Source organism: Ruegeria sp. BA2 (assembly GCF_056539605.1).
This window is the reverse complement of the sequence record NZ_JBQFVE010000003.1, coordinates 324,477-346,776: the sequence shown is the minus strand read 5'-3', so window position 1 is coordinate 346,776 and position 22,300 is coordinate 324,477. Positions and strand designations below refer to the sequence as shown.

Below are 22,300 nucleotides of genomic sequence, written 5' to 3'. Positions count from 1 at the left end.
CGAGTACCAACCTGCGCTTTACCTATGGGCCATGACCGCTCCGCTAATCGACCCGTTTGCCCGCGCCATCACCTATCTCCGTGTCTCTGTCACGGACCGTTGTGATTTCCGCTGCGTCTATTGCATGTCCGAAGACATGAAGTTCCTGCCCAAAAAGGATCTTCTGACTCTGGAAGAACTCGACCGAATGTGCAGCACGTTCGTGAACATGGGTGTTGAGAAACTGCGCATCACGGGGGGTGAGCCACTGGTGCGCCGGAACATCATGTCGTTCTTCAACAGCATGACCCGTCATCTGGACAGCGGCGCTCTGAAAGAGCTGACATTGACCACCAACGGCTCACAGCTTCATCGCTTTGCGGATGATCTTTACGCGGCGGGCGTGCGGCGCGTGAATGTATCGCTGGATACTTTGGACGAGGACAAATTTGCCAAGGTGACCCGCTGGGGACGCCTGAAGCAGGTGCTGAACGGGATCGATGCAGCCCAAAACGCGGGGCTGCGGGTCAAAATCAACGCTGTTGCACTGAAAGGCTTCAACGAGCCTGAGCTGCCCAAGATCACCGAATGGTGTGCCGAGCGCGACATGGATCTGACCTGGATCGAGGTCATGCCCATGGGCGATATCGGCAATGAAGATCGTCTAGATCAATACTGGTCACTCAAAGACGTTCGCAAGGAATACGAAAATCACTATTCGGTCACTGATCTGGCCGAGCGCACGGGCGGCCCTGCACGGTATGTCCGGCTTGAGGAAACTGGCCAAAAGATCGGCTTCATCACGCCCTTGTCCCATAACTTCTGCGAAAGCTGTAACCGCGTGCGGCTGACCTGCACGGGTGAGCTTTATATGTGCCTCGGGCAAGAGGATATGGCCGATCTGCGCGCCCCTCTACGCGACCATCCCGACACCGAACAGCCGCTTGAGGATGCGATCCGTGCGGCCATCAACCTCAAGCCCAAAGGGCACGATTTCGATTATTCCCGGCAGGCCATCGACGGACAGATGAGCCGCCACATGAGCCACACGGGCGGCTAAATTGAGAAGCCACAAAGGACAGCCGACGCTGCTGTACAAGCTGTACTGCGGTGCCATGACACTTGCCGAACCGCTGATCTGGCGCAAAGTCCGCAGCAAACTGCAGGCAGCGGGCGTTCCTGAAAATCGCCAGCAAGAGCGGTTGGGTCGCGCCAGCCTGCCCCACCCCAATGGACAGCTGATCTGGTTTCACGCAGCCAGCGTTGGTGAAAGCTTATCAGTCCTGAGCCTGATCAACCGCCTGGGACAACGCCTGCCGGAAGCCGAATTTCTGATTACATCAGGGACACCGACCTCAGCGGCTCTGATCGCTAAACGATTGCCCCCGCGCACTCGTCACCAATACCCACCGTTGGACAGCGCAGCCCCGGTACGCAGATTTTTAGAGCACTGGAAACCCAGCGCAGGCATCTTCGTCGAAAGCGAAATCTGGCCGCGCCTGATTGTAGAAGCCTCGAAGACCGGCGTGCCACTTGCTCTGCTGAATGCGCGCCTATCAGACAAATCGGTCGACGGCTGGAACAAGCGGCCTAAGACTGCGCGCTTCATTCTGGATCATTTCAACGTATTCCTGACCCAAAACGCAAAAACCGCGGATAACCTGGTCGGCATGGGTGCCGACGCCGAACGCGTCGAACCCGGCACCAACCTCAAAGCCATGTCTGATCCGCTGCCCGTGGATCAAACCACACTATTCGAGATCCAAACCCAGATCGCGGGGCGTCCGGTCTGGATCGCCAGCTCAACCCATGCAGGTGAAGAAGAAACCGTCCTTGCCGCCCACAATGAGTTGTCAAAGCGCTGGCCGGAACTTTTGCTGCTGCTGATCCCGCGCCACCCAGAACGCAGGGATGAAGTCTTGAAGATCGCCAACAATGCCGGTCTATCCAGCGCTCTACGCAGTGCGGATCAGAAGATCACAGCAGGCACGCAGGTCTATGTCGCTGATACATTAGGGGAAACTGGAACTTGGTACGCGCTTTGCCCGATTGTCTTTCTCGGGGGGTCTTTGAAAGAGATCGGTGGCCACAATCCATTCGAGCCCGCGCAAGCAGGGGCAGCCGTCATTACGGGCCCGGGATTTTTCAACTTCGCGGAAACATTCGAGCCGCTGGTCGAAATCGGAGGTGCAGTTCTCATAAACTCCAAGCAAGAGCTGTCTGATGCCGTCGCTCTCTGGCTGTCAAACCCATCAGAATTAGCCGCTGCGCAAGCCGCGGCCAGAGCCTGCGTAAATACACAAAAATCAGCGCTGAAATCCGTAATCGACACACTCTGCTCCCGCCTGTCCCTCAGCTAACAGAACGCACCGATCCGATCTTCATCTGGCTATAAATATCCCGGGGAGCGCGAGGGGCTGGCCCCTCGCTTCACCCAATCAAGCCGCAGGCATGCGCTGTTCAACAATCTCCGCCCACCAGCTGCACCCAGCCGGAATAGCCTCATCGTTGAAATTATACTCCGGGTGGTGCACGGCAGCCGTGTCACCATTTCCTACAAGAATGTAGGCCCCGGGACGCTCCTCAAGCATGAACGCAAAATCCTCGCCACCCATGACCAGCGGCGCGTCTTCACAAGCCCCTGAAACCGACCGCGCAACCTCTGCCGCAAATTCGGTTTGCTCATCGCTGTTCACCATAACCGGATACCCCCGGATATAGGTTACATCCGCAGTTCCACCGAACGTCGCTGCCACACCGTTGCAAATCTCAGTGATCCGCTGCTCGGCCAGATCACGCATCTCTTTGCTCATGGTGCGGACCGTGCCTTTGATCTGCGCAGTCTGTGGGATCACGTTGAACGCCTTGGACGATGTCTCGAACGACGTCACAGACACCACAACATTATCAATCGGATCAGCATTGCGCGACGCAATTGTCTGTAGCGCCAGCACTGCCTGCGCCGTCATCACTGTTGTGTCCACCGTTTCCTGAGGTTTCGCAGCATGACCGCCACGTCCCTCAAAGGTGATGTCAAATTGATCAGTCGCCGCAAAAAACGAGCCTGGACGGATCGAGAAGCTGCCAACCGGTTTACCCGGCCAGTTGTGCATCCCGTAGACTTCCTGAATATTCCAACGCTCCATCATTCCGTCTTCGCACATCTCGCGCCCGCCACCGCCGCCTTCCTCGGCGGGTTGGAAGATCACCACAACGGTGCCGTCGAAATTGCGCGTCTCTGACAGGTATTTCGCCGCGCCGAGCAGCATCGCCGTGTGCCCGTCATGGCCGCAAGCGTGCATGGCGCCGTCAGTTTTCGAAGCATAGTCCAGCCCGGTCGCCTCATGGATTGGCAGGGCGTCCATATCCGCGCGCAGGCCAATCACCTTGCCGTTGCTGTCGGCCTTGCCCTTGATCACGCCGACCACACCCGTGCGCCCGATCCCGGTTACCACCTCGTCACAGCCGAACTCTTTCAGCTTCTCAGCGACCAAGGCGCTGGTGCGGTGGGTTTCAAACAGGATCTCGGGATTCTCGTGAATATCCCGTCGCCATGCGGTGATTTCATCCTGCAATTCGGCAAAGCGGTTCTTAACTGGCATCTTTTCTCTCTCCTAATTCAAGCCGCCGGCATTCGGCGCTCGACCATTTCGGCAAACCACGAACATCCCATCGGAATGATATCGTCGTTGAAATTATATTCGGGGTGGTGCAGCCCTGCGCTGTCGCCATTGCCCAGCACGATAAAGGCGCCCGGGCGCTCTTCCAGCATGAACGAGAAATCCTCACCACCCATGACCATAGGCGCTTCGCCACAACTACCGCCAACCGAAATGGCAGCCTCAGCGGCATAACCCGTCTGTTCTTCTGCATTGATCGTCACAGGAACACCGCGCTTGTAGGCCACAGTCATCGTGCCTCCAAAGGTTTGGGCAATGCCCTGCGCAACCTCATCCAGGCGCTTTTCGATCAGATCACGCATCTCATTGGAATGAGTCCGGACCGTGCCGCGCACCTGCGCCGATTGCGGGATGACGTTGAACGCCTTCGAGGATGTCTCAACCGAGGTTACCGACACCACAGCCTGCAAAATCGGATCAGCATTGCGCGACACGATGGTTTGCAAGGCCACGATAAGCTGAGACAGCATCACCGTGGTATCAATCGTCTCGTGAGGCTTGGCCGCGTGCCCGCCGCGCCCTTCGACATGAATATCGAACTCATCCGCTGCGGCCAGCAACGGCCCGGACCGAATGGCAAACTGACCCGTCGGCAATCCGGGCACATTGTGCATGGCATAGACTTCCTGAATACCAAACCGGTCCATCAGCCCGTCCTTGCACATCGCCTCGGCCCCGTTGCCGCCTTCTTCGGCAGGTTGGAAAATCACAATGGCTGTGCCGTCGAAGTTCCGCGTCTCTGAGAGGTACATCGCCGCACCAAGAACCATCGCTGTGTGTCCGTCATGGCCACAGGCGTGCATCGCACCGTCGGTCTTTGAGGCATAATCCAGCCCCGTCTGTTCCTGCATCGGTAACGCATCCATATCGGCGCGCAGCCCGATCACACGGCCTTGCGTATCGGTCTTGCCCTTAATGACGCCTACAACGCCGGTGCGGCCAATCCCGGTCACCACTTCATCGCAGCCAAACTCTTTCAGCTTTTCGGCCACAAGCGCGCTGGTGCGATGGGTGTCATAGAGAATCTCGGGATGTTGATGGATATCCCTCCGCCAACCAGTGATCTCATCGTGCATTTCGGCAAGTCGGTTCTTGATTGGCATCTGATCCTCCCAAATCAGGCAACGGGCAATCGTCGTTCCACCAGCTCAGCAAACCAGCTGCATCCGGCGGGAATTGCGTCGTCGTCGAAGTTGTATTCCGGGTGATGGCACATCGCCGTGTCCCCGTTTCCGATAAAGATGTAGGCTCCGGGCCGTTCTTCAAGCATGTAGGCGAAATCTTCCGACGGCATGATCGGATCGGTGCTGTCATTGACCGTGCCTGCCACCGCTTCGGCGGCCTCGGCGGCGTATACGGTTTCAGCCTCCGAATTCACGGTAACTGGATAGCCCGGCGTCCATATCATTTCGGCTTTTGCATCGAAGGCCGAGGCTGTATCTTCGGCGATCCGTCGAATGCGCTCTTCCGCGATCTTGCGGTATTCAGAATCAAGCGTCCGAACCGTGCCTTTCAAACGTACCGTATGCGCAATCACATTCGAGGCGACACTGTCAGTTTCAAACGTACCAACGGTCAGCACCACTCGTTTGACCGGATCAACGGTGCGCGAGACAACCGATTGCAAGGTCACAACAATATGCGAGGCGACCAGCGTGGTATCCACCGCCTCATGCGGTGCGGCGGCGTGACCGCCCTTTCCCGTGACCACGATTTCGAACTCGTCAGACGAGGCCAGCAATGCTCCGGGCCGAATAGCGAACTCACCCACCGGCATCCCTGGCATATTGTGCATGCCATAAACTTCCTGAATGCCCCAGCGATCCATCAGACCATCCTGGCACATGGCCAACCCCCCGGCCCCGCCTTCCTCGGCCGGTTGAAAGATCAACACCACTGTGCCGTCGAAATTCCGGGTCTCGGCCAGATATTGCGCGGCCCCCAACAGCATTGAGGTATGCCCATCATGCCCGCAGGCGTGCATCTTGCCGGAAACGGTCGAGGCATAATCCAGCCCAGTCGCTTCTTCGATGGGTAAGGCATCCATATCCGCGCGCAATCCGATAACGCGGCCCTTGGTATCCTCGCGCCCCTTGATCACGGCAACAACGCCGGTTTTGCCAATGCCCGGCGTTATGTCGTCAACGCCGAATTCTTTCAGGCGCTCGACAACGAAGCCTGCGGTTTCTTCGACATCATACATCAGCTCGGGATGCATATGCAGATGGCGACGCCATTTGGTGATCTCGCCATGCATCTCGGCCAGCCGGTTCTTGACAGGCATCTTGGAACTCCCTTCGGGGTCTTATTCACAAAGTCGCTGTACCAGTCGCTCCATGAATTTGTGACCTGCGTTGAATTGAGAAATCTCTATAAATTCATTTGGTTGATGCGCCTGCGCAATGTCGCCAGGACCACAGATAACAGCTGAATACCCGGCCTCTTGAAACTGTCCCGCCTCGGTGCCGTAGCTCACAACATGCGTGGCGTTATCCCCGGTCAGAGCGCGCACCAGCATTTCGGCCTCGCCTTCATGCTCGGGCACCAGCGCGGGCACAGCGAAGTGGTCGGTCACATCAATTCGGGCCTCAGGATGAACGGTCTGCATTCGCGCTTCGGCCTGCCGGACCTGCTCAAGATAAGCCTCGCGCCACTGCGCGGCGCTCTCGCCCGGAACGACCCGGAAATCCATCATGAACCGGCAATCCTTGGCAGTGATATTATGCGCAGTTCCCCCGTCGATCATACCCACATGGCAGGTGGTCCAGGGCGGGTCGAATACAGCCGCTATGTCCGAAGGTTTAGCTGCTCGGTTCTCGGTATTGCGCGAATTGGCCCAATCTATCAGAGGCGCGGCTTCCATGATCGCATTGACGCCCGTATGCATGATCGAGCTGTGGACCTCAAACCCGACGACATGCGTGTCATAACCGAACCCGCCCTTATGGCCCGTGACAGCCTGCATCACCGAAGGTTCGCCCACGATCACCGCTGATCCCTTGGGCAGCACTTTCTGCATCGCCTCAATCATCGGCGGAGCGCCAGTGCAGCCAACCTCTTCATCGAAGCTGAGCGCAAGTTGCAGCGGGCGTTTGATATCAGCGTGATGCGCCTCAACCAACGCCCAGATGGCCAGCGCGTCAAAGCCCTTCATATCGCAGGTGCCGCGCCCGTAATATTTCCCGTCTTTCTCGGTCACCACAAACGGGTCGGAATCCCAGGGCTGGCCATCCACCGGCACCACATCCGTGTGGCCCGACAGGACAATCGCACCCTCTTCCCAAGGGCCTACATGTGCAAACAATGCGGCCTTATGGGGTTGATCCGGATCGGGCCAACGATGGGATTCGATCCCGTGACTTTCAAGATACCCTTCAACCCAATCCACAAGCGGCAGGTTTGTATCCCGGCTCACGGTCGGGAACGAGATCAACTTTGTCATGATATCCAGCGGAGACAGGCGCTCAGCCATGAGGATCAATATCCGCTGTCAGTGGTCAGAACGAAATGCCCCGGTTCAACCTCGTTGTATTGCGAGGGTTCGGGTAAGTATCCAATCGGATGTATGGGCGACGGGATCGGTTTGAAGTTCAGGTCTTTTTCCGATTTCCGCTTGTTCGGGTCCGCAATCGGAACCGCCTTCATCAGCGCCTGAGTATAGGCGTGTTGCGGGTTCTCAAAGACGCGGGCGCGCGGACCGAGTTCAACGATGCGGCCCAGATACATCACGCCGACATGGTGGCTGACACGCTCAACCACGGCCATATCGTGGCTGATGAACAGATAGCTGAGGCCAAGCTCGGACTGAAGTTCCATCATAAGGTTCAGCACCTGCGCCTGAACCGATACATCCAGTGCCGATACAGCCTCATCTGCGATGATCAGCTTGGGGTTCAGCGCCAATGCACGCGCAATCGCGATCCGCTGACGCTGACCGCCCGACATCTCATGCGGGAAGCGGCGCATGAAGCTGCGCGGCAGTTGCACTTTGTCAAACAGCTGCGCCACGCGGTCCTGCAGTTCGGACCCCGACGCGACGCCATAGTTACGCATTGGCTCGGCGACCTGATCGACCAACTGCATCTGCGGATTCAGCGAGGCGAATGGATCCTGAAAGATCATCTGCATGTCCAGCCTCGCCTTGCGTAGGCCAGCCTGATCCAGCTTCATGATGTCGACCCCGTCCAGATCAACCTCGCCCGCCATCGGCTCGACCAGTCGCAGGATCGAGCGCCCTGCCGAGGATTTGCCGCAACCCGATTCTCCCACAAGGCTCAACGTCTGGCCCCGGTTCAATGTGAACGAGACATCCTCGACCGCATGCACATTCGATATCGTCCGACGCAGCAATCCGCCCTTGACCGCAAAGCGCGTGGTCAGGTTCTTGACTGTCAGCAGCACCTCATTGGTGCCCGGGATCGGCGCAATGGTTTGACCTTCCTCGCCCAGCAGTTTCATGGGCTCAGGTGCGGCCTTGCCCTGCATCTCACCCAGTTTTGGAACCGCTGCCAGCAGCGCTTTGGTGTAGTCGTGCTGAGGGTTTTCAAAGATTTCTGTGACCGTGCCCTCTTCAACCTTGTTGCCCCGGAACATGACCACGACACGGTCCGCCATCTGCGCGACCACAGCCATATCATGGGTGATAAACATCACCGCTGTGCCGGTTTCTCGCTTAAGCCGATCCATCAGCGCCAGAATCTCGGCCTGAATGGTCACATCCAACGCCGTGGTGGGCTCATCCGCGATCAGCAGGCGCGGCTCGCACGCCATGGCCATGGCGATCACCACGCGCTGGCGCATACCGCCGGACAGCTCATGCGGATACTGCTTCAGACGCCGTTCCGGCTCGGGGATGCGCACCTGTCGCAGCAGCTCCAGCGCGCGTTCCTCGGCCTGCGATTTGCTCATGTCCTTGTGGATTCGCAACCCTTCAGTCAGCTGCCGCCCAACGGTAAATACGGGGTTCAGAGCGGTCATCGGCTCCTGAAAGATCATTCCGATCTCATTTCCGCGAATCTGCTTCATGAGATCCTGATCTGCACCAGACAGGTCCAATTCTTCGCCATCGCGGCGATCAAACAACAATTGCCCCCCGGCAATTTCGCCACCGCCGAACTCGACCAAGCGCATCAGTGACAGGGATGAGACCGACTTACCCGACCCCGATTCGCCTACGATACAAACGGTTTCACCCGGTTTGACTTCAAACGAGACATCCTCGACCCCGACAACCGGGCCGTCCTTTGTTTGAAATTCGACCCGTAGTTTCTTGATCTGGGCAATAGGCTGATCCAGCACGCGCGCTCTCCCCTTGGCGGCTTTTCGGATTGAGTGCCAAACGCTAAGGCGGGGTGGCGGGCAAAGTCAAACCAATAGGTCAAATTCCGTAACGCAAGGCTTGCAATTTTCCGAAACTCTGTTTCGATACGCCCCGTAACCGTTTTGGGGAGAGAACGGGAAACACGTTGGCGATCGAATCGTTTTCGTTTGATTTCAGGTTCTTATACCTCAGCCCGGCCACGCCTAATCCGCGGGCATCGCGGAGATAATCGAGACACGTATGTGTCCAACATGGAGTGTATGATGAAAATCAAAACCCTTTTGCTTGGTGCGATTGCAAGCACGGCAATGGCCCCGATGGCCTTCGCCGAGCGCGGATCGGACGGCAATGTCAGCATTATTTATTGGCAAGCCCCGTCAATCCTGAACCCGTTCCTGTCGGGCGGCACCAAGGATGTGGAATCCGCTTCGCTGGTGATTGAACCGCTGGCCCGCTACGACCAGGACGGCAATATGGTGCCTTATCTGGCGTCCGAGATTCCGACCGTTGAAAATGGCGGCGTCAGCGAAGACCTGACCTCGATCACCTGGAAAATTGCACCGGGAATCACTTGGTCGGACGGCACTCCGTTTACCTCGGCGGATGTGAAGTTCACCGCTGATTACTGCATGCATCCTGAAGGTGGCTGCGCGCAGGTGACCAAGTTCGAAGGCGTAACTTCGGTCGAAGCCGTGGACGATCTGACTGTCAAGGTCACATTCGACGCGCCGACCCCATTCCCCTACGGACCCTTCGTGGGCGGCGAAAGCCCGATCATTCAGGCAGCACAATTCGCCGATTGCGTGGGCGCAAAAGCCCCTGAATGTACTGATCAAAACTTTAACCCAATTGGCACCGGCCCATTTGTCGTCACCGAGTTCAAGCCGAATGACGTGATTACATTTGCAGCCAATGACAACTATCGCGACCCGGCGAAACCTGCCTTCGCAACCGTGACATTCAAAGGTGGCGGCGATGCGACGGCAGCTGGCCGCGCGGTGATGGAAACCGGCGAGTTCGACTATGCCTGGAACCTGCAGCTAGCGCCCGAAGTGATCGCACAGATGCAGGAAGGCGGCAAAGGTACTCCGGTGGCAGGCTTTGGCCCGCTGGTCGAGCGTATCATGCTGAACCAGACCAACCCGTCGCCCGACCTGCCGGAAGGCGAGCGTTCGACAGCCAAGCATCCGCACCCGTTCCTGCAGGACCCTGCGGTTTACAAAGCCATGTCCATGGCAATCGACCGCCCGCTGCTGGTGGAAATCGGCTATGGCCAGGCAGGCAAAGTGACCTGTAACTGGGTACCGGCCCCGGCTGCGTTCAATTCGACCTCGATGAGCTGCGACACGCAGGATATCGCGGGCGCGAACGCACTGCTGGACGAAGCTGGTATCGTTGACACCAATGGCGACGGCGTGCGTGAAAAAGACGGCGTTCCGCTGAAAATCGTCTATCAGACCTCGACCAACGCCGTCCGTCAGGACTTCCAAGCGCTGATCAAGGAATGGTGGAGCCAGATCGGTATCGAAACCGAACTGCGCAACATCAACGCGTCGGTCTTCTTTGGTGGTGACCCGGGCTCGCCTGATACCTTCCAGAAGTTCTATGCCGACGTTGAAATGTACGCCAACACCTTCAACGGCACCGACCCGCAGTCCTATCTGGGCAACGGCCTGTGCGACAAGGCGCCTAAGCCGGAATCGCAGTGGCAGGGTGAAAATATCAGCCGCTTCTGCAACGAAGAGTTCGACAAGCTGCATGGTCAGCTGGCCGAAACCGCAGGTCTGGAGCAACGTGCCGAGATCGCGAAACAGTTGAACGACATCATCGTGCAGAACGGCGGTATGATCCCGCTGGTGCACCGTGGTCGTCTGTCGGCGCACGCAAACACACTGGGTGGTGTTGTCCTGAATGTTTGGGACAGCGAGTTGTGGAACATTGCGGACTGGTACCGCAAAACCGGTTCCTAAGCGTTAGCCTTGCAAAATCGCGCCCCGAACTTCGGGGCGCGGTCATTTGCAGACCACTCCAACAAGAAGACGCACATAAAGGCGCCTCTTAATGCTTAACTTTACCATCAGACGACTGGTGCTGGCCGTACCCACACTGCTGTTCATCAGTCTCGTCATTTTCCTGCTCCTGGAACTCGCACCCGGCGATCCGATGGCGCAGGTTCCGCTTACCGTCCCCCCCGAAGTCAAAGAGAAGATGCGCGAGGCACTTGGCCTCGGCCAGCCGATGCATATCCGGTTCTGGAAATGGATCGTACAGTTCTTCTGGATCGAACCGCAGGTGCTGGTTGACTCGATCTTTGGCACCACCTTCTCTGAAGGTGACTTGCGCGTGATCTCGTGGCAGACCCGTTCGCCCGTTATGGACATCGTCGTTCAGCGTATCCCACAGACCCTGTGGGTTGTCGGCACTGCCTATGTGGTCGCCATCCTGATCGCCCTGCCCATCGGCATCTATTCGGCCTATCGCCAGTATTCCTGGTTCGACCAGATGGGTACGTTCGTGTCGATGGTCGGATTTTCGGTTCCGCCCTTCTTCTCGGGCGTGCTGGTGATCGTTATCTTCTCGGTCCAGCTGGGCTGGTTCCCGTCGATCTATGACACCACTCATGTGGTGAATAGCTGGGACAGCTTTGTTGTGCAACTGAAGCAGATGATCATGCCGGTCATGGTTCTGGCGCTGCAGATCACCGCGCAGCTTTCCCGCTTCATGCGCGCCTCTATGCTGGACAACCTCAATCAGGATTACGTCCGCACCGCCCGCGCCAAGGGCCTAAGCGAATACACGGTTGTTATGGTCCACGTCTTGCGCAATTCGATGATCCCCGTGGTCACCGTGATCGCTCTGGGTATTCCGGCCATCTTTGGTGGCGCCATCATTACCGAGCAGGTGTTCAAGGTGAATGGCATCGGCCAGTTGCTGATCGGAGCTATTCAGGCCAACGATCTGCCAATGGTGCAAACCCTGACCTTCATCTTTGCCGTACTGATCGTGCTGTTCAACCTGATCGCCGATGTGCTCTACGGCATTCTGGACCCGAGGATTCGCTATGACTGATCATGATCGTACCGATACGCTGGTCCCGGATGAAGGACTTGCCCCAGCCTCGACCGCGATGCCGACGGCAGGTGTCATGGAAGAATTGGCCACCCCACCCCGCAGCCAGTGGCGTGATGTCTGGGATCAGTTCAAAACCCACAAAGGCGCGATGATCGGAGCAATCTTGTTCATCTTCATCGTCGCCGGAGTTTATCTGGGGCCGTACCTTTGGAGCATCGACCCGACGCAGATCGACATCCGCTCGCGGAACCAAGGCCCTAGCTGGGCACATCCCTTTGGGACCGACCAATTAGGCCGCGATATTCTCGCTCGGATGATGTCGGGTGGGCAGACCTCGGTCTCGGTGGGGATCACAGCAATGCTGCTGGCCCTGTTCCTTGGATCGCTGATTGGAGTTGTTGCCGGGTTCTTCAAGCGTCTGGATGGACCGCTGATGCGCCTGACCGACCTGTTCCTTGCCCTGCCTCTGTTGCCCTTGCTGCTGGTCATGATGCTGCTCTTCCGCGAGCCTTTGTCTGCGGCATTCGGGCTGGAACGCGGGATATTCATCCTGATCGTCTGCGCCATTGGCATCACCTCGTGGATGCCTACCGCGCGGATCGTGCGGGGTGACGTGTTGGCAATCAAGGAGCGTGAATTCGTCCTTGCCGCGCGATCGATCGGCACCAGCAACAGTCAGATCATCACACGGCATATCCTGCCGAACGTGCTGTCTCCGATCATGGTATCGGCAACGCTGGGGATTGCGACTGCGATCATCACTGAAAGCGCGTTGTCGTTCCTGGGCCTTGGCTTCCCGCCAGACTTCCCGACATGGGGCCGCCTTCTGTTTGATGGTGTCGACTATCTGCAGCAGTACCCCGAGCGCGTGTTCTGGCCCGGCCTCGCCATCTCGCTGACCGTTCTCAGCGTCAACTATCTGGGCGACGGGCTGCGGGACGCTCTGGATCCGCGTATTCGCGGTCGTTAAGCAAGTTTCAGTCGGCGCGCTTCAGCGCGCCGGCCAACACGATGATCAGGACGGCCAAAGGCAGAAGGACCGCAAAGGCCAGTCTTAATGTCATCAGTTCGGCCAGAAACCCGATCAAGGGCGGCCCGATCAGCAACCCCCCGTATCCCAATGTCGCGACACTTGCGATGGCCTGCCCAGGTGGCACATCCGGATCGTTGGCCGCTCGGCTGAATGCCAAAGGCATGATCACTGCATAGCCAATCCCCATCAGTGCAAATCCCGCCAAGGCAAGCCCCGCTTCACCTGCTGACACCACAGCAAACACGCCGACTGCGGCGCAGATACCTCCAAAACGTGCCGTCGCCACGGGTCCAAAACGGGAAATCACAAAGCCGCCTGCCAAGCGGAACAACACCATCGTCACCGAAAATACAGCATAACCGAGTGCCGCGATGCTTTCTGCAGCACCTGTCTCGTCACGCAGGAAAATCGCGCTCCAATCAGCGACTGCACCCTCGCCCAAAGCCCCGCATAGTGCGGTAAATCCAACCAGCACCAATGCACCTGAGGGCAGCACAAAGACCGACCCTTTCTTCCCCTCCGACTGGCGAGACGTCCATCGAACCCAAGACAAGGCCAGAGCCAGAACAACGACGATCCCCCCTGCCAAAAGGAAATGCTGCATAACGGTCAGCCCCATCTGAACTGCCGCATAGCCGCTAAGCGCCCCTAACCCGGCCCCGAGGCTCCACATTGCATGGAAGGATGACATGACAGGCTTGTCATAGGCTTGCTCAACCTCAGCCGCCCATGCGTTCATGGCCACGTCCATCGAACCGTGAAAGGCCCCAAACACAAACAGAAATCCGGCCAGCGCCCAGAACCCATCCGCGAACGCCAGCAGGATCAGCGAGGCCGTGTACAAAACTGCGATGATCCGCGTGATTGCAACAGCCCCGAACCGATCCGTCAGCTTGCCGGTAATCGGAAAAGAACACACGGCACCGGCAGCCATGAACAACAGGCCATAGCCCAATGCTTCGTGACTTAGCTCAAGCCGATCGCGCACCGCTGGGATGCGCGAGGCCCAAATGCCGAACAAGGCACCGTTCAGGATGAACATAGCGGCAACAGCACGCCATGCTGCAACAATACCAATCACGGGAAACCCCAATATGAGACCTGACAAATCTTGCCCGTTCTACAGGTCCTGAGGAAATTGGCAATTGCCGACTATTCCAACCGCTTGCGGATTTGACGAATGGCAAACCAGACGCCAAACACAACCGGGATTGTGATTGCAGCAGTCAGCATCCCCTTGCCGATCCCCGCCTTGGTTAAAGGATATAGCAGATAGCTAGCAAGTGAGACCGCGTAATAGCTGATTGCGACCACAGAAAGCCCTTCGACCGTGTGCTGCAACCGCAACGCCAGATCAGCGCGACGATCCATGCTTTCCAGCAAAGCCTGATTCTGAGCGCTGCGTTCGACATCCACCCGGGTCCGCAACAGCTCGCCAGCGCGGATCGCACGATCAGACAGGGCCTGCAGACGGCGTTCTGTTGATTTCACAGTGCGGATCGCCGGATCATACCGACGCATCATGAAGTCGGCAAAGCTCTGACGCCCTTCGAACCTTTCTTCGCGTAAGACTTCGATGCGTTGATTAACAATTGTCTCATAGGCCCCCGTGGCCCCAAAGCGGAAAGAACATTGGGCCGAAAGCGTTTCCAACTCGATTGATGTCGATAGAAGATCGGGCAACAACTCGTCTGGATGGGCCGAGTTGTCGGTCATTTGCCCCATCAAGCGGGTCAACTTGCTGTCCAATTCGCCTATTCGAGGCGTCATTTGTTTGACACGCGCGAAACCCAGCATGGACATCGCCTTATATGTCTCGATCTCGCAGAGGCGTTGAATGACCCTGCCGGTCCGACGGCGACCAGCGCCATCGCTGACAAACATAGCGAACCGCATATGCCCTGCCGGATCGATGCGAAAGTCGCTTGCGCAGATTGCTGAATCGTCCAAAACGCTCGCCACGGCCAGGCTTTCCGGTTCGAACCAATCAGCCAATGAGGTTTGTACCGCCTCATCACCCTGACGCTCTACAACTCGGATCATTGCAGACGTCACGCGCTGACCAGGACTTGCGATCAGCCAGTCGGGCGGGAACACTTCGAAATCCGCCGGATTGAAGGCGCGGTCGCTGACATTTTGGGTGATCGCCGTGTAGGTCACGAACTCGGTATGTTGTTCCCATTTCAACCAGTGCCGTCCGATCTGACCGGCATAATGCGTGGCTCCGGGTTGCGGGTGCTGCGCGCCGTGGCGGTCCAACAGATTGATCAGATGGGCCATATCTTCGTCCCGGTCTCGTGCCGCAGCCTCGACCGGTTTCTTGATCGCCAAGAACACAACGGTGCATGGGGTAGACGCCACCGGAAATGGACGTGCATGCAATTCATTTGCCAACGCATAGCGCAGCGGATGGTCGTCAATCGGCGTCATAGCAAGCTCCGGTATCGCCCGGGCACTATAAGACAGATTGAGGATACATCAATTATCTTTTTATTTCATATACTTACAAGGATACAACGGTATACAATTCCGCTATGTCATTGATTTGGTTCCCATAGCTCGATGGGGTTGCCTTCGGGATCATGGATACGGGCGAATTTTCCCACTTCGCTGTCCCAGTCGGGATTGGTCTCAACCGTGATTCCGGCGGCTTCCAGCTGAGCTGTTAGCGCCGCAAGATCGTCGACACGAAAATTGATCATCCATTGCTGCTCGGCCCTGCCAAAATAGCCGGTATCTTCCGCAAACGGTGCAAACACTGTGTACCCTTCGCTCTGTTTCCACGGCACAGGGTCATAGTGATTGACACCCAAATGCTCTTCGTACCAAGCACTCAACGCTTTAGGGTCACGGGCGCGAAAGAACACACCACCTATTCCGTTCACTTTCTGCATCATCATCCTCCAGCCACAAACGGGTCCAGCTTATCACATCCGCACGCTTCATCTGGCCCAAAATATCCCGGGGTTTCGGGGGCAGAGCCCCCGGCATTGCAGAGAAGAAAAGGGCGCCCGAAGGCGCCCTTTGCATTTTAGCAAGATCAGATGATCAGTCGATCATGGGCAGCAGTTTGTCCAGCGACTGTTTGGCATCGCCATAGAACATGCGGGTGTTCTCTTTGAAGAACAGCGGGTTTTCGATACCCGAATACCCGGTACCCTGACCGCGCTTGGATACAAACACCTGCTTGGCCTTCCAGCATTCCAGCACCGGCATGCCGGCGATGGGGCTGTTGGGGTCTTCCTGCGCCGCAGGGTTCACGATGTCGTTCGACCCGATGACGATGGCCACGTCTGTATCAGGGAAGTCATCGTTGATCTCGTCCATCTCCAGCACGATGTCATAGGGCACCTTCGCCTCGGCCAGCAGCACGTTCATGTGCCCCGGCAGACGACCCGCAACCGGGTGGATCGCAAAGCGCACATTCTTACCTTTGGCGCGCAGCTTGCGAACCAGTTCGGACACCGATTGCTGCGCCTGCGCCACGGCCATGCCGTAGCCAGGGATGATGACAATGCTGTCCGCATCATTCAGCGCCGCCGCAACACCGTCTGCCTCAATGGCGATCTGCTCGCCCTCAACGGCCATCTGCTCGCCCTGCGGGCCGCCAAAGCCCCCCAGGATCACGCTGACAAAGTGACGGTTCATCGCCTTGCACATGATGTAAGACAGGATCGCACCGGACGAGCCCACCAGCGCACCCACCACGATCAGCAGGTCGTTGCCAAGCGAGAAGCCAATCGCCGCAGCCGCCCAACCCGAATACGAGTTCAGCATCGACACAACCACCGGCATATCGGCCCCGCCGATGCCCATGATCAGGTGATAGCCGATGAACAGCGCCGCCAGTGTCATCAGGAACAGCGGGAAGAAGCCGCCCGAATTGGTGTACCAGATCAGGCAAATGAACGACAAAGCCGCAGCGCCCGCGTTCAGCGCATGGCCACCGGGCAGCTTGGTCGCCGCCGAGGTCACCTTGCCGGCCAATTTGCCATAGGCCACGACCGATCCGGTAAAGGTGATCGCGCCGATGAAGATGCCGAGGAACAGCTCGACATGCAGGATCGCCAGTTCAGCTGGAGTTTTCTTCGCAATCAGCTTGGCAAACGCGCCCAGATCAGACAAATCCGCCTGAGACGCCGAGTCAGCAATCGCCATGACCTGCGCCACATTGCCGATCTCAAAATGGGCGTTGAAGCCCACGAACACAGCCGCCAGACCGACCAGCGAGTGCATCGCGGCCACCAGCTGCGGCATCTCGGTCATCTGGACGCGCTGCGCCACGTACTGACCGATCAGGCCACCGCCCGCGATCAGCAACAGCGACAGCAGCCACAGGCCCGAACCGGGGCCAACCAGCGTGGCAAACACCGCCAGCGCCATACCGACGATGCCGTACCAGACCGCGCGTTTGGCGCTTTCCTGGTTCGATAGACCACCCAAAGAAAGGATGAACAGAACAGCCGCAACAACGTAGGCGGCAGTGGTAAAGCCAAATTCCATCTACCCGGCCTCCCTTAAGATTTCTGGAACATGGCAAGCATGCGCCGGGTTACGAGGAAGCCACCGAAGATGTTGATCCCGGCCATGAAGACGCTGAGCGCCGCCAACAGAATAACGAGGAATGACCCCGATCCGATCTGCATCAAGGCTCCAACGATAATAATCGATGAGATCGCGTTGGTGATCGCCATCAGCGGTGTGTGCAAGCTGTGCGAGACGTTCCAGATCACCTGGAAGCCCACAAAGATCGCCAGCACGAACACGATGAAATGCTGCATGAAGCTGGCCGGAGCAACCAGCCCCACCAGCAGCATCAGCGCGCCGCCGACCCCCAGCAGGGTGAACTGCTGCTTGGTCTGCGCCTTGAAGGCTGCGATTTCTTGCGCCTTTTTCTCTTCCGGGGTCAGCTCCTTGACCTCGGTTTTAGGCTGCGCCGCAATCGCCTGCACCTTGGGCGGCGGTGGTGGGAAGGTGATCTCGCCCTCGTGGGTCACGGTTGCACCGCGGATCACATCATCTTCCATGTCGTGCTTGACCTTGCCGTCCTTCTCGGGCGTCAGGTCGGCCATCATGTGACGGATATTAGTCGCGTACAGAGACGACGACTGCGCCGCCATCCGGCTGGGGAAGTCGGTATAGCCAATGATGGTCACGCCATTCGGGGTCACGATCTTTTCGTCCGCCACGGTCAGCTTGCAGTTGCCGCCTTTTTCCGCCGCAAGGTCCACGATCACTGAACCCGGCTTCATCGCCTCGACCATGTCCTTGGTCCAAAGCTCAGGTGCCTCCCGGTTCGGGATCAGGGCCGTAGTGATAACGATGTCCATTTCCGGGGCCAGTTCGCGGAACTTGGCCAGTTGCGCCTCGCGGAATTCCTCGGACTGAACCGAAGCGTATCCTCCGGTCGAAGCGCCGTCCTGCTGTTCTTCTTCGAAGTCGAGATAAACGAACTCGGCCCCCATGGATTCGACCTGCTCGGCCACTTCGGGGCGCACGTCAAACGCATAAGTGATCGCGCCCAGAGAGGTCGAGGTTCCGATCGCAGCCAAACCGGCCACACCCGCGCCTACGATCAGCACTTTCGCGGGCGGCACTTTACCCGCCGCCGTCACCTGACCGGTGAAGAAACGGCCAAAGTTGTTCCCTGCCTCGATCACCGCGCGGTAACCCGCGATATTGGCCATCGAAGACAGAGCATCCATCTTCTGCGCGCGGGAAATACGCGGCACCATCTCCATCGCGATCACGGTCGCGCCCTTGGATTTGGCAGCTTCCATCCCCTCTTCATTCCCCGCAGGGTTGAAGAAGGAGATCAGGGTTTTGTCCTTGGTCAGACGCTTCAGCTCGGTTGCATCAGGCTGGCGTACCTTGGCGATGATATCCGCCGCTTTCCACAGCGCGGCAGCGGTCTTGACGACCTCAACCCCCGCCGCTTTGTAAGCAGCATCGGAAAACCCCGCCGCCGCTCCAGCGCCCTTCTCTATCAGGCACTCATAGCCCAGTTTCTGCAACTGCAAAGCCGAGTCCGGGGTCATCGCAACCCGGTTCTCGCCCTTAAACGTTTCCTTCGGCGTCCCAATTTTCACCAGTCGGTTCCCCCTAATTTTAGTTTCAGGCCAGATGGGTGATCAGCATAGAATGTCACGCAGACATGTATCTCGCGCAAGATTATTTCGCAAGCGCAGCAATTCTGGCGCTGTGTCATGATAAGCACACCCTTAAATCCACCGCCGCGTTTTACGCTCATATCGGGCGAAATCGGCCCGGAAAGTACGGCGCAGCCGATCTTCCTCGGGTATGATAAAGCGCCGCTCAAGCAGCCAGACGAAGATCGGGATCAGCACCAGCGATAGCACTGCGTCAAAGCGCAGGATCAGCCCAGTCAGGATCAGAACATCACCGACATAAATCGGATTGCGGCTGCGCTTGTAGATGCCCGATTGCACCATTGCCGATGGTGTTTCATGCGGAATGACCGTCGTGCGATGGCGGCGGAATTCAACAACGGCCAGGATCGCCAAGACAATACCGCCTCCGATCAGAATGCCGCTCAGCAGATCCGTGATTGCTCCGTCCAACGACAGCCCCAAAGGCAACGCGCGCGCCTGCATCCAAGCGAGCGCGGCAAAGCCCACAAGCCAAACAGGTGGAGTGTCGATCAGGCGCATGACTGTCCTCTGACGCGGAGCATAACCCCGCGTATGTCGTTTCTGGGCGACGTGTTATCGTTTTCTGACTCCGAAGGCAAAAGCTCAGGTTGTCGCATTGCAATAATTTTCTGCAATCCATCCCTCTATGGCAACGGGAGGCAGGAATGGACAGGTTGGTTCAGATCAGCTACGCCAAATGCAATAACCCCACCCACAATAATCAGAAGAGCCTCCATGACCGATTTCGCCGCCACAAAATCGATGTTCCATCTGCCTGAAGGCGTCATTTACCTTCATGGCAACTCATTGGGCCCAATGCCGAAGGCAGCAGGAGCACGCGTTGGCGAGATGTTGCTGGACGAGTGGGGCACGATGCTGAGCACAAGCTGGAACGCGGCGGGCTGGATGGCCCTGCCGACCGAGCTCGGTGACCGCATCGCGCGGCTGATTGGTGCGGAACCCGGTTGCGTCATGGTCGGCGATACACTTTCGATCAAGGTGTATCAGGCGCTCGCCTCTGCGCTGGAACTCAATTCCGGGCGCAAGGTAGTTTTGTCCGACAACGGCAACTTCCCCTCGGACCTCTATATGGCAGACGGGTTGTTGCGTTCATTGGGCCCAGATTACGAGCTGCGTGTTGTCGACCCTGAAGATGTCGCGGCGCACATCACCGAAGAGGTCGCGGTGTTGATGTTGACCGAGGTAGGTTATCAGACCGGTCTTTTGCATGACATGAAAGCGCTGACTGAACTGGCCCACGCGAAGGGTGTAGTGACAGTCTGGGATCTGGCCCACTCTGCCGGCGCGATTCCGGTGGACCTGTCCGGGTGTAAGGCAGATTTTGCCATTGGCTGTACGTATAAATATCTCAATGGCGGCCCCGGCGCGCCAGGATTCATCTATGTCGCCCCACATCTGCGCGACCGGGTTCGCCCAGCTCTGTCTGGTTGGCTTGGTCATGAGGCACCTTTCGCCTTTGATCTGGATTATCGCCCGGGCTCCGGGATCGAGAGGATGCGTGTTGGAACCCCTCCGATTATTCAGATGACAGCGCTTTCAACCGCGATGGATATTTGGGACCTGGCCGACATGGCGGATGTACGCACCAAATCCATCGAGTTAACCGAACTGTTCATTAATAGCGTCGAGGCCGCCTGCCCTGAACTGGAATTGGCCAGCCCGCGCGATCCGAACCTCCGCGGCAGCCAAGTCTGTTTTCGGTTTGCCGAAGGATATGCCGCCATGCAGGCGCTTGCCGCACAAGGCGTCATTGGTGACTTCCGTGCACCCGATGTCATGAGGTTTGGATTTGCACCGCTCTATATCGACGCGGCTGATGTTAGTCAGGCCGTGGACATATTGGCGGACATCATGGGCAAACGGCTTTGGGACAAAGAAGAATACAAAGTGCGACTGCGCGTCACCTGACCTCAAGCGCCGCGCCCAACAGCGCGGCCAATTGCGAGATACCCTGTTCGAACTCTTCCGCACTGGAGGCCGTCATCTTGACGCCCTTCAGCGATGTCGTGATCGTCTTTGCGGCCTCATCCGGCCCGACAGGCAAATGCGCACGACCTGCCGCATCCTCGCGCCGCAACCAATCGGCATACAGGCGGGTCAGTTCAGCCTCGCCTTCCTGCACGATATCGGTCGACATGGATTTCGTGGCATCCAGCATCTCAAGCCCATGAGGCGAGGCCAGAATCTCGGCCATCCCTTGCGACTGCGTCTGAACCGCCTGAGCGAGAATCTCGGGCAATGATCCAGTGCCTTTCAAGGCCTCGGCCACAGCAGCAGTTTTTTCCCCATAATAGAACTGGGTCAATTCACGAACGATGGCCTCTTTATTCTTGTAATGCAGATACACCGCTGGCCGGGACATGCCTGCGCCCTTTGCAATGTCATCCATCGATGTCTTGCGAAATCCATAGGTTGCAAAGGCCTGAAAGGCCGAATTCAGGATGGCGGAGGTCTTGGAATCTTCTAGTGCACTCGTCATGGCAAAACCTCTGACAGTTTTTGTTCATTTTGTCAATTGACAGTCTGACAATTTTCATTAAATATGTCAGCGACCAGTCAAAGCTAAGTGAGGTGCGCCATGATGACGGCCCTTAAGATCAACGGAAAGACCCATCAGGTTGATCTGCCTGATGATGTACCCCTGCTGTGGGTTCTGCGTGATGAAGTTGGACTGACCGGCACCAAGTTCGGTTGCGGCGTGGCAGCCTGCGGCGCGTGCACCGTGCATATTGATGGCGAGGCCGTGCGGTCCTGCCAGGTGACGCTTTCGGATGTCTGGGGCGACGTCACCACGATCGAAGGGCTGGGAACACCCGACGCCATGGCCACGATCCAGAAAGCCTGGGTTGACCATCAGGTGGCGCAATGCGGTTATTGCCAGTCTGGCCAGATCATGCAGGCCGCGGCACTGTTGGCCGAAAACCCGACCCCCACCGACGCGGATATCGACGACGCGATGCAAGGCAACCTGTGCCGCTGTGGCACATACCCTCGCATCCGCGCCGCGATCCACGACGCCGCATCCAAGCTGAAGGAGGCCTGA

General features: G+C 57.7%; 19 protein-coding genes. 7 read left to right on the top strand and 12 right to left on the bottom strand.

Going from position 1 to position 22,300, the window contains the following annotated elements; all coding sequences use genetic code 11:
- Positions 1 to 31: 31 nt before the first annotated feature.
- Together moaA and ACR0NN_RS09190 are read left to right on the top strand one after the other, a co-directional pair.
- On the top strand, positions 32 to 1,039 hold the full coding sequence (moaA, locus tag ACR0NN_RS09195) for a GTP 3',8-cyclase MoaA (RefSeq protein WP_170720613.1): 1,008 nt from the start codon (positions 32 to 34) through the stop codon (positions 1,037 to 1,039).
- Between the two features lie 55 nt (positions 1,040 to 1,094).
- Entirely contained in the window at positions 1,095 to 2,339 is a 1,245-nt protein-coding gene (locus tag ACR0NN_RS09190; protein ID WP_170721820.1) for a 3-deoxy-D-manno-octulosonic acid transferase, read from the top strand.
- 78 nt (positions 2,340 to 2,417) lie between these two features.
- Here the strand turns inward: ACR0NN_RS09190 and ACR0NN_RS09185 are convergent, their stop codons facing one another.
- From ACR0NN_RS09185 to ACR0NN_RS09165, 5 genes are read right to left on the bottom strand one after another with little or no spacing between them, the layout of a single operon-like run.
- Positions 2,418 to 3,581, bottom strand: coding sequence for a M20 aminoacylase family protein (locus ACR0NN_RS09185; RefSeq protein WP_170720618.1), 1,164 nt, complete (start codon positions 3,579 to 3,581; stop codon positions 2,418 to 2,420).
- Between the two features lie 17 nt (positions 3,582 to 3,598).
- Entirely contained in the window at positions 3,599 to 4,762 is a 1,164-nt protein-coding gene (locus ACR0NN_RS09180; RefSeq protein WP_170720621.1) for a M20 aminoacylase family protein, read from the bottom strand.
- Positions 4,763 to 4,776: 14 nt separating this feature from the next.
- Positions 4,777 to 5,943, bottom strand: a complete 1,167-nt coding sequence (locus tag ACR0NN_RS09175) for a M20 aminoacylase family protein (protein ID WP_170720624.1) — start codon at positions 5,941 to 5,943, stop codon at positions 4,777 to 4,779.
- A gap of 21 nt (positions 5,944 to 5,964) precedes the next feature.
- A complete protein-coding gene (argE, locus tag ACR0NN_RS09170) occupies positions 5,965 to 7,131 on the bottom strand; it encodes an acetylornithine deacetylase (RefSeq protein WP_170720628.1) in 1,167 nt (388 codons plus the stop codon).
- Positions 7,132 to 7,136: 5 nt separating this feature from the next.
- On the bottom strand, positions 7,137 to 8,957 hold the full coding sequence (locus ACR0NN_RS09165; RefSeq protein ID WP_170720631.1) for an ABC transporter ATP-binding protein: 1,821 nt from the start codon (positions 8,955 to 8,957) through the stop codon (positions 7,137 to 7,139).
- Between the two features lie 285 nt (positions 8,958 to 9,242).
- Between ACR0NN_RS09165 and ACR0NN_RS09160 the strand changes: the two genes are divergently transcribed.
- The 3 genes from ACR0NN_RS09160 (at position 9,243) to ACR0NN_RS09150 (ending at position 13,021) form a co-directional block, all read left to right on the top strand.
- Positions 9,243 to 10,949, top strand: a complete 1,707-nt coding sequence (locus ACR0NN_RS09160; RefSeq protein ID WP_170720635.1) for a peptide ABC transporter substrate-binding protein — start codon at positions 9,243 to 9,245, stop codon at positions 10,947 to 10,949.
- A gap of 91 nt (positions 10,950 to 11,040) precedes the next feature.
- Positions 11,041 to 12,048 carry an ABC transporter permease gene (locus ACR0NN_RS09155; RefSeq protein ID WP_170397107.1) on the top strand — a complete coding sequence of 336 codons (1,008 nt, stop codon included), beginning with the start codon at positions 11,041 to 11,043 and terminating at the stop codon, positions 12,046 to 12,048.
- The gene (locus ACR0NN_RS09150; RefSeq protein ID WP_170720640.1) at positions 12,041 to 13,021 is read left to right on the top strand and encodes an ABC transporter permease; all 981 of its coding nucleotides are present in this window, start codon (positions 12,041 to 12,043) and stop codon (positions 13,019 to 13,021) included. The genes ACR0NN_RS09155 and ACR0NN_RS09150 overlap by 8 nt, the downstream gene beginning before the upstream one ends.
- A 7-nt stretch (positions 13,022 to 13,028) precedes the next feature.
- On the opposite strand, the gene ACR0NN_RS09145 is transcribed toward ACR0NN_RS09150, so the two are convergent.
- The 6 genes from ACR0NN_RS09145 to ACR0NN_RS09120 all read right to left on the bottom strand — a co-directional run bounded on the left by ACR0NN_RS09145 (position 13,029) and on the right by ACR0NN_RS09120 (position 19,755).
- Positions 13,029 to 14,126, bottom strand: coding sequence for an MFS transporter (locus tag ACR0NN_RS09145; RefSeq protein WP_480684454.1), 1,098 nt, complete (start codon positions 14,124 to 14,126; stop codon positions 13,029 to 13,031).
- A gap of 110 nt (positions 14,127 to 14,236) precedes the next feature.
- Positions 14,237 to 15,514, bottom strand: coding sequence for a DUF3422 domain-containing protein (locus ACR0NN_RS09140; protein WP_170720646.1), 1,278 nt, complete (start codon positions 15,512 to 15,514; stop codon positions 14,237 to 14,239).
- Between the two features lie 107 nt (positions 15,515 to 15,621).
- Positions 15,622 to 15,978, bottom strand: coding sequence for a VOC family protein (locus ACR0NN_RS09135; RefSeq protein ID WP_170720649.1), 357 nt, complete (start codon positions 15,976 to 15,978; stop codon positions 15,622 to 15,624).
- Positions 15,979 to 16,132: 154 nt separating this feature from the next.
- Positions 16,133 to 17,587, bottom strand: a complete 1,455-nt coding sequence (locus tag ACR0NN_RS09130; protein ID WP_170720651.1) for an NAD(P)(+) transhydrogenase (Re/Si-specific) subunit beta — start codon at positions 17,585 to 17,587, stop codon at positions 16,133 to 16,135.
- 14 nt (positions 17,588 to 17,601) lie between these two features.
- Positions 17,602 to 19,173 (bottom strand): Re/Si-specific NAD(P)(+) transhydrogenase subunit alpha, encoded by a 1,572-nt coding sequence (locus tag ACR0NN_RS09125; RefSeq protein ID WP_170685859.1) that lies wholly within the window; start codon positions 19,171 to 19,173, stop codon positions 17,602 to 17,604.
- 132 nt (positions 19,174 to 19,305) lie between these two features.
- Positions 19,306 to 19,755 (bottom strand): methyltransferase family protein, encoded by a 450-nt coding sequence (locus ACR0NN_RS09120; protein WP_170720654.1) that lies wholly within the window; start codon positions 19,753 to 19,755, stop codon positions 19,306 to 19,308.
- 216 nt (positions 19,756 to 19,971) lie between these two features.
- On the opposite strand from ACR0NN_RS09120, the gene kynU reads away from it, so the two are divergent.
- A complete protein-coding gene (gene kynU / locus ACR0NN_RS09115) occupies positions 19,972 to 21,165 on the top strand; it encodes a kynureninase (RefSeq protein ID WP_170720657.1) in 1,194 nt (397 codons plus the stop codon).
- Here kynU and ACR0NN_RS09110 read toward each other — a convergent pair.
- On the bottom strand, positions 21,158 to 21,736 hold the full coding sequence (locus tag ACR0NN_RS09110; protein WP_170720661.1) for a TetR/AcrR family transcriptional regulator: 579 nt from the start codon (positions 21,734 to 21,736) through the stop codon (positions 21,158 to 21,160). The two genes, kynU and ACR0NN_RS09110, sit on opposite strands and share 8 nt — an antisense overlap.
- 99 nt (positions 21,737 to 21,835) lie before the next feature.
- On the opposite strand from ACR0NN_RS09110, the gene ACR0NN_RS09105 reads away from it, so the two are divergent.
- The gene (locus ACR0NN_RS09105) at positions 21,836 to 22,300 is read left to right on the top strand and encodes a (2Fe-2S)-binding protein (protein WP_480684451.1); all 465 of its coding nucleotides are present in this window, start codon (positions 21,836 to 21,838) and stop codon (positions 22,298 to 22,300) included.

What these genes read in the sequence shown, in the direction of transcription:
- moaA (WP_170720613.1), top strand. Translation starts at nt 32, where the DNA reads ATGACCGCTCCGCTAATCGACCCGTTTGCCCGCGCCATCACCTATCTC.
- ACR0NN_RS09190 (WP_170721820.1), top strand. Translation starts at nt 1,095, where the DNA reads ATGACACTTGCCGAACCGCTGATCTGGCGCAAAGTCCGCAGCAAACTG.
- ACR0NN_RS09185 (WP_170720618.1), bottom strand. Translation starts at nt 3,581, where the DNA reads ATGCCAGTTAAGAACCGCTTTGCCGAATTGCAGGATGAAATCACCGCA.
- ACR0NN_RS09180 (WP_170720621.1), bottom strand. Translation starts at nt 4,762, where the DNA reads ATGCCAATCAAGAACCGACTTGCCGAAATGCACGATGAGATCACTGGT.
- ACR0NN_RS09175 (WP_170720624.1), bottom strand. Translation starts at nt 5,943, where the DNA reads ATGCCTGTCAAGAACCGGCTGGCCGAGATGCATGGCGAGATCACCAAA.
- argE (WP_170720628.1), bottom strand. Translation starts at nt 7,131, where the DNA reads ATGGCTGAGCGCCTGTCTCCGCTGGATATCATGACAAAGTTGATCTCG.
- ACR0NN_RS09160 (WP_170720635.1), top strand. Translation starts at nt 9,243, where the DNA reads ATGAAAATCAAAACCCTTTTGCTTGGTGCGATTGCAAGCACGGCAATG.
- ACR0NN_RS09155 (WP_170397107.1), top strand. Translation starts at nt 11,041, where the DNA reads ATGCTTAACTTTACCATCAGACGACTGGTGCTGGCCGTACCCACACTG.
- ACR0NN_RS09150 (WP_170720640.1), top strand. Translation starts at nt 12,041, where the DNA reads ATGACTGATCATGATCGTACCGATACGCTGGTCCCGGATGAAGGACTT.
- ACR0NN_RS09145 (WP_480684454.1), bottom strand. Translation starts at nt 14,126, where the DNA reads ATGTTCATCCTGAACGGTGCCTTGTTCGGCATTTGGGCCTCGCGCATC.
- ACR0NN_RS09140 (WP_170720646.1), bottom strand. Translation starts at nt 15,514, where the DNA reads ATGACGCCGATTGACGACCATCCGCTGCGCTATGCGTTGGCAAATGAA.
- ACR0NN_RS09135 (WP_170720649.1), bottom strand. Translation starts at nt 15,978, where the DNA reads ATGCAGAAAGTGAACGGAATAGGTGGTGTGTTCTTTCGCGCCCGTGAC.
- ACR0NN_RS09130 (WP_170720651.1), bottom strand. Translation starts at nt 17,587, where the DNA reads ATGGAATTTGGCTTTACCACTGCCGCCTACGTTGTTGCGGCTGTTCTG.
- ACR0NN_RS09120 (WP_170720654.1), bottom strand. Translation starts at nt 19,755, where the DNA reads ATGCGCCTGATCGACACTCCACCTGTTTGGCTTGTGGGCTTTGCCGCG.
- kynU (WP_170720657.1), top strand. Translation starts at nt 19,972, where the DNA reads ATGACCGATTTCGCCGCCACAAAATCGATGTTCCATCTGCCTGAAGGC.
- ACR0NN_RS09110 (WP_170720661.1), bottom strand. Translation starts at nt 21,736, where the DNA reads ATGACGAGTGCACTAGAAGATTCCAAGACCTCCGCCATCCTGAATTCG.
- ACR0NN_RS09105 (WP_480684451.1), top strand. Translation starts at nt 21,836, where the DNA reads ATGATGACGGCCCTTAAGATCAACGGAAAGACCCATCAGGTTGATCTG.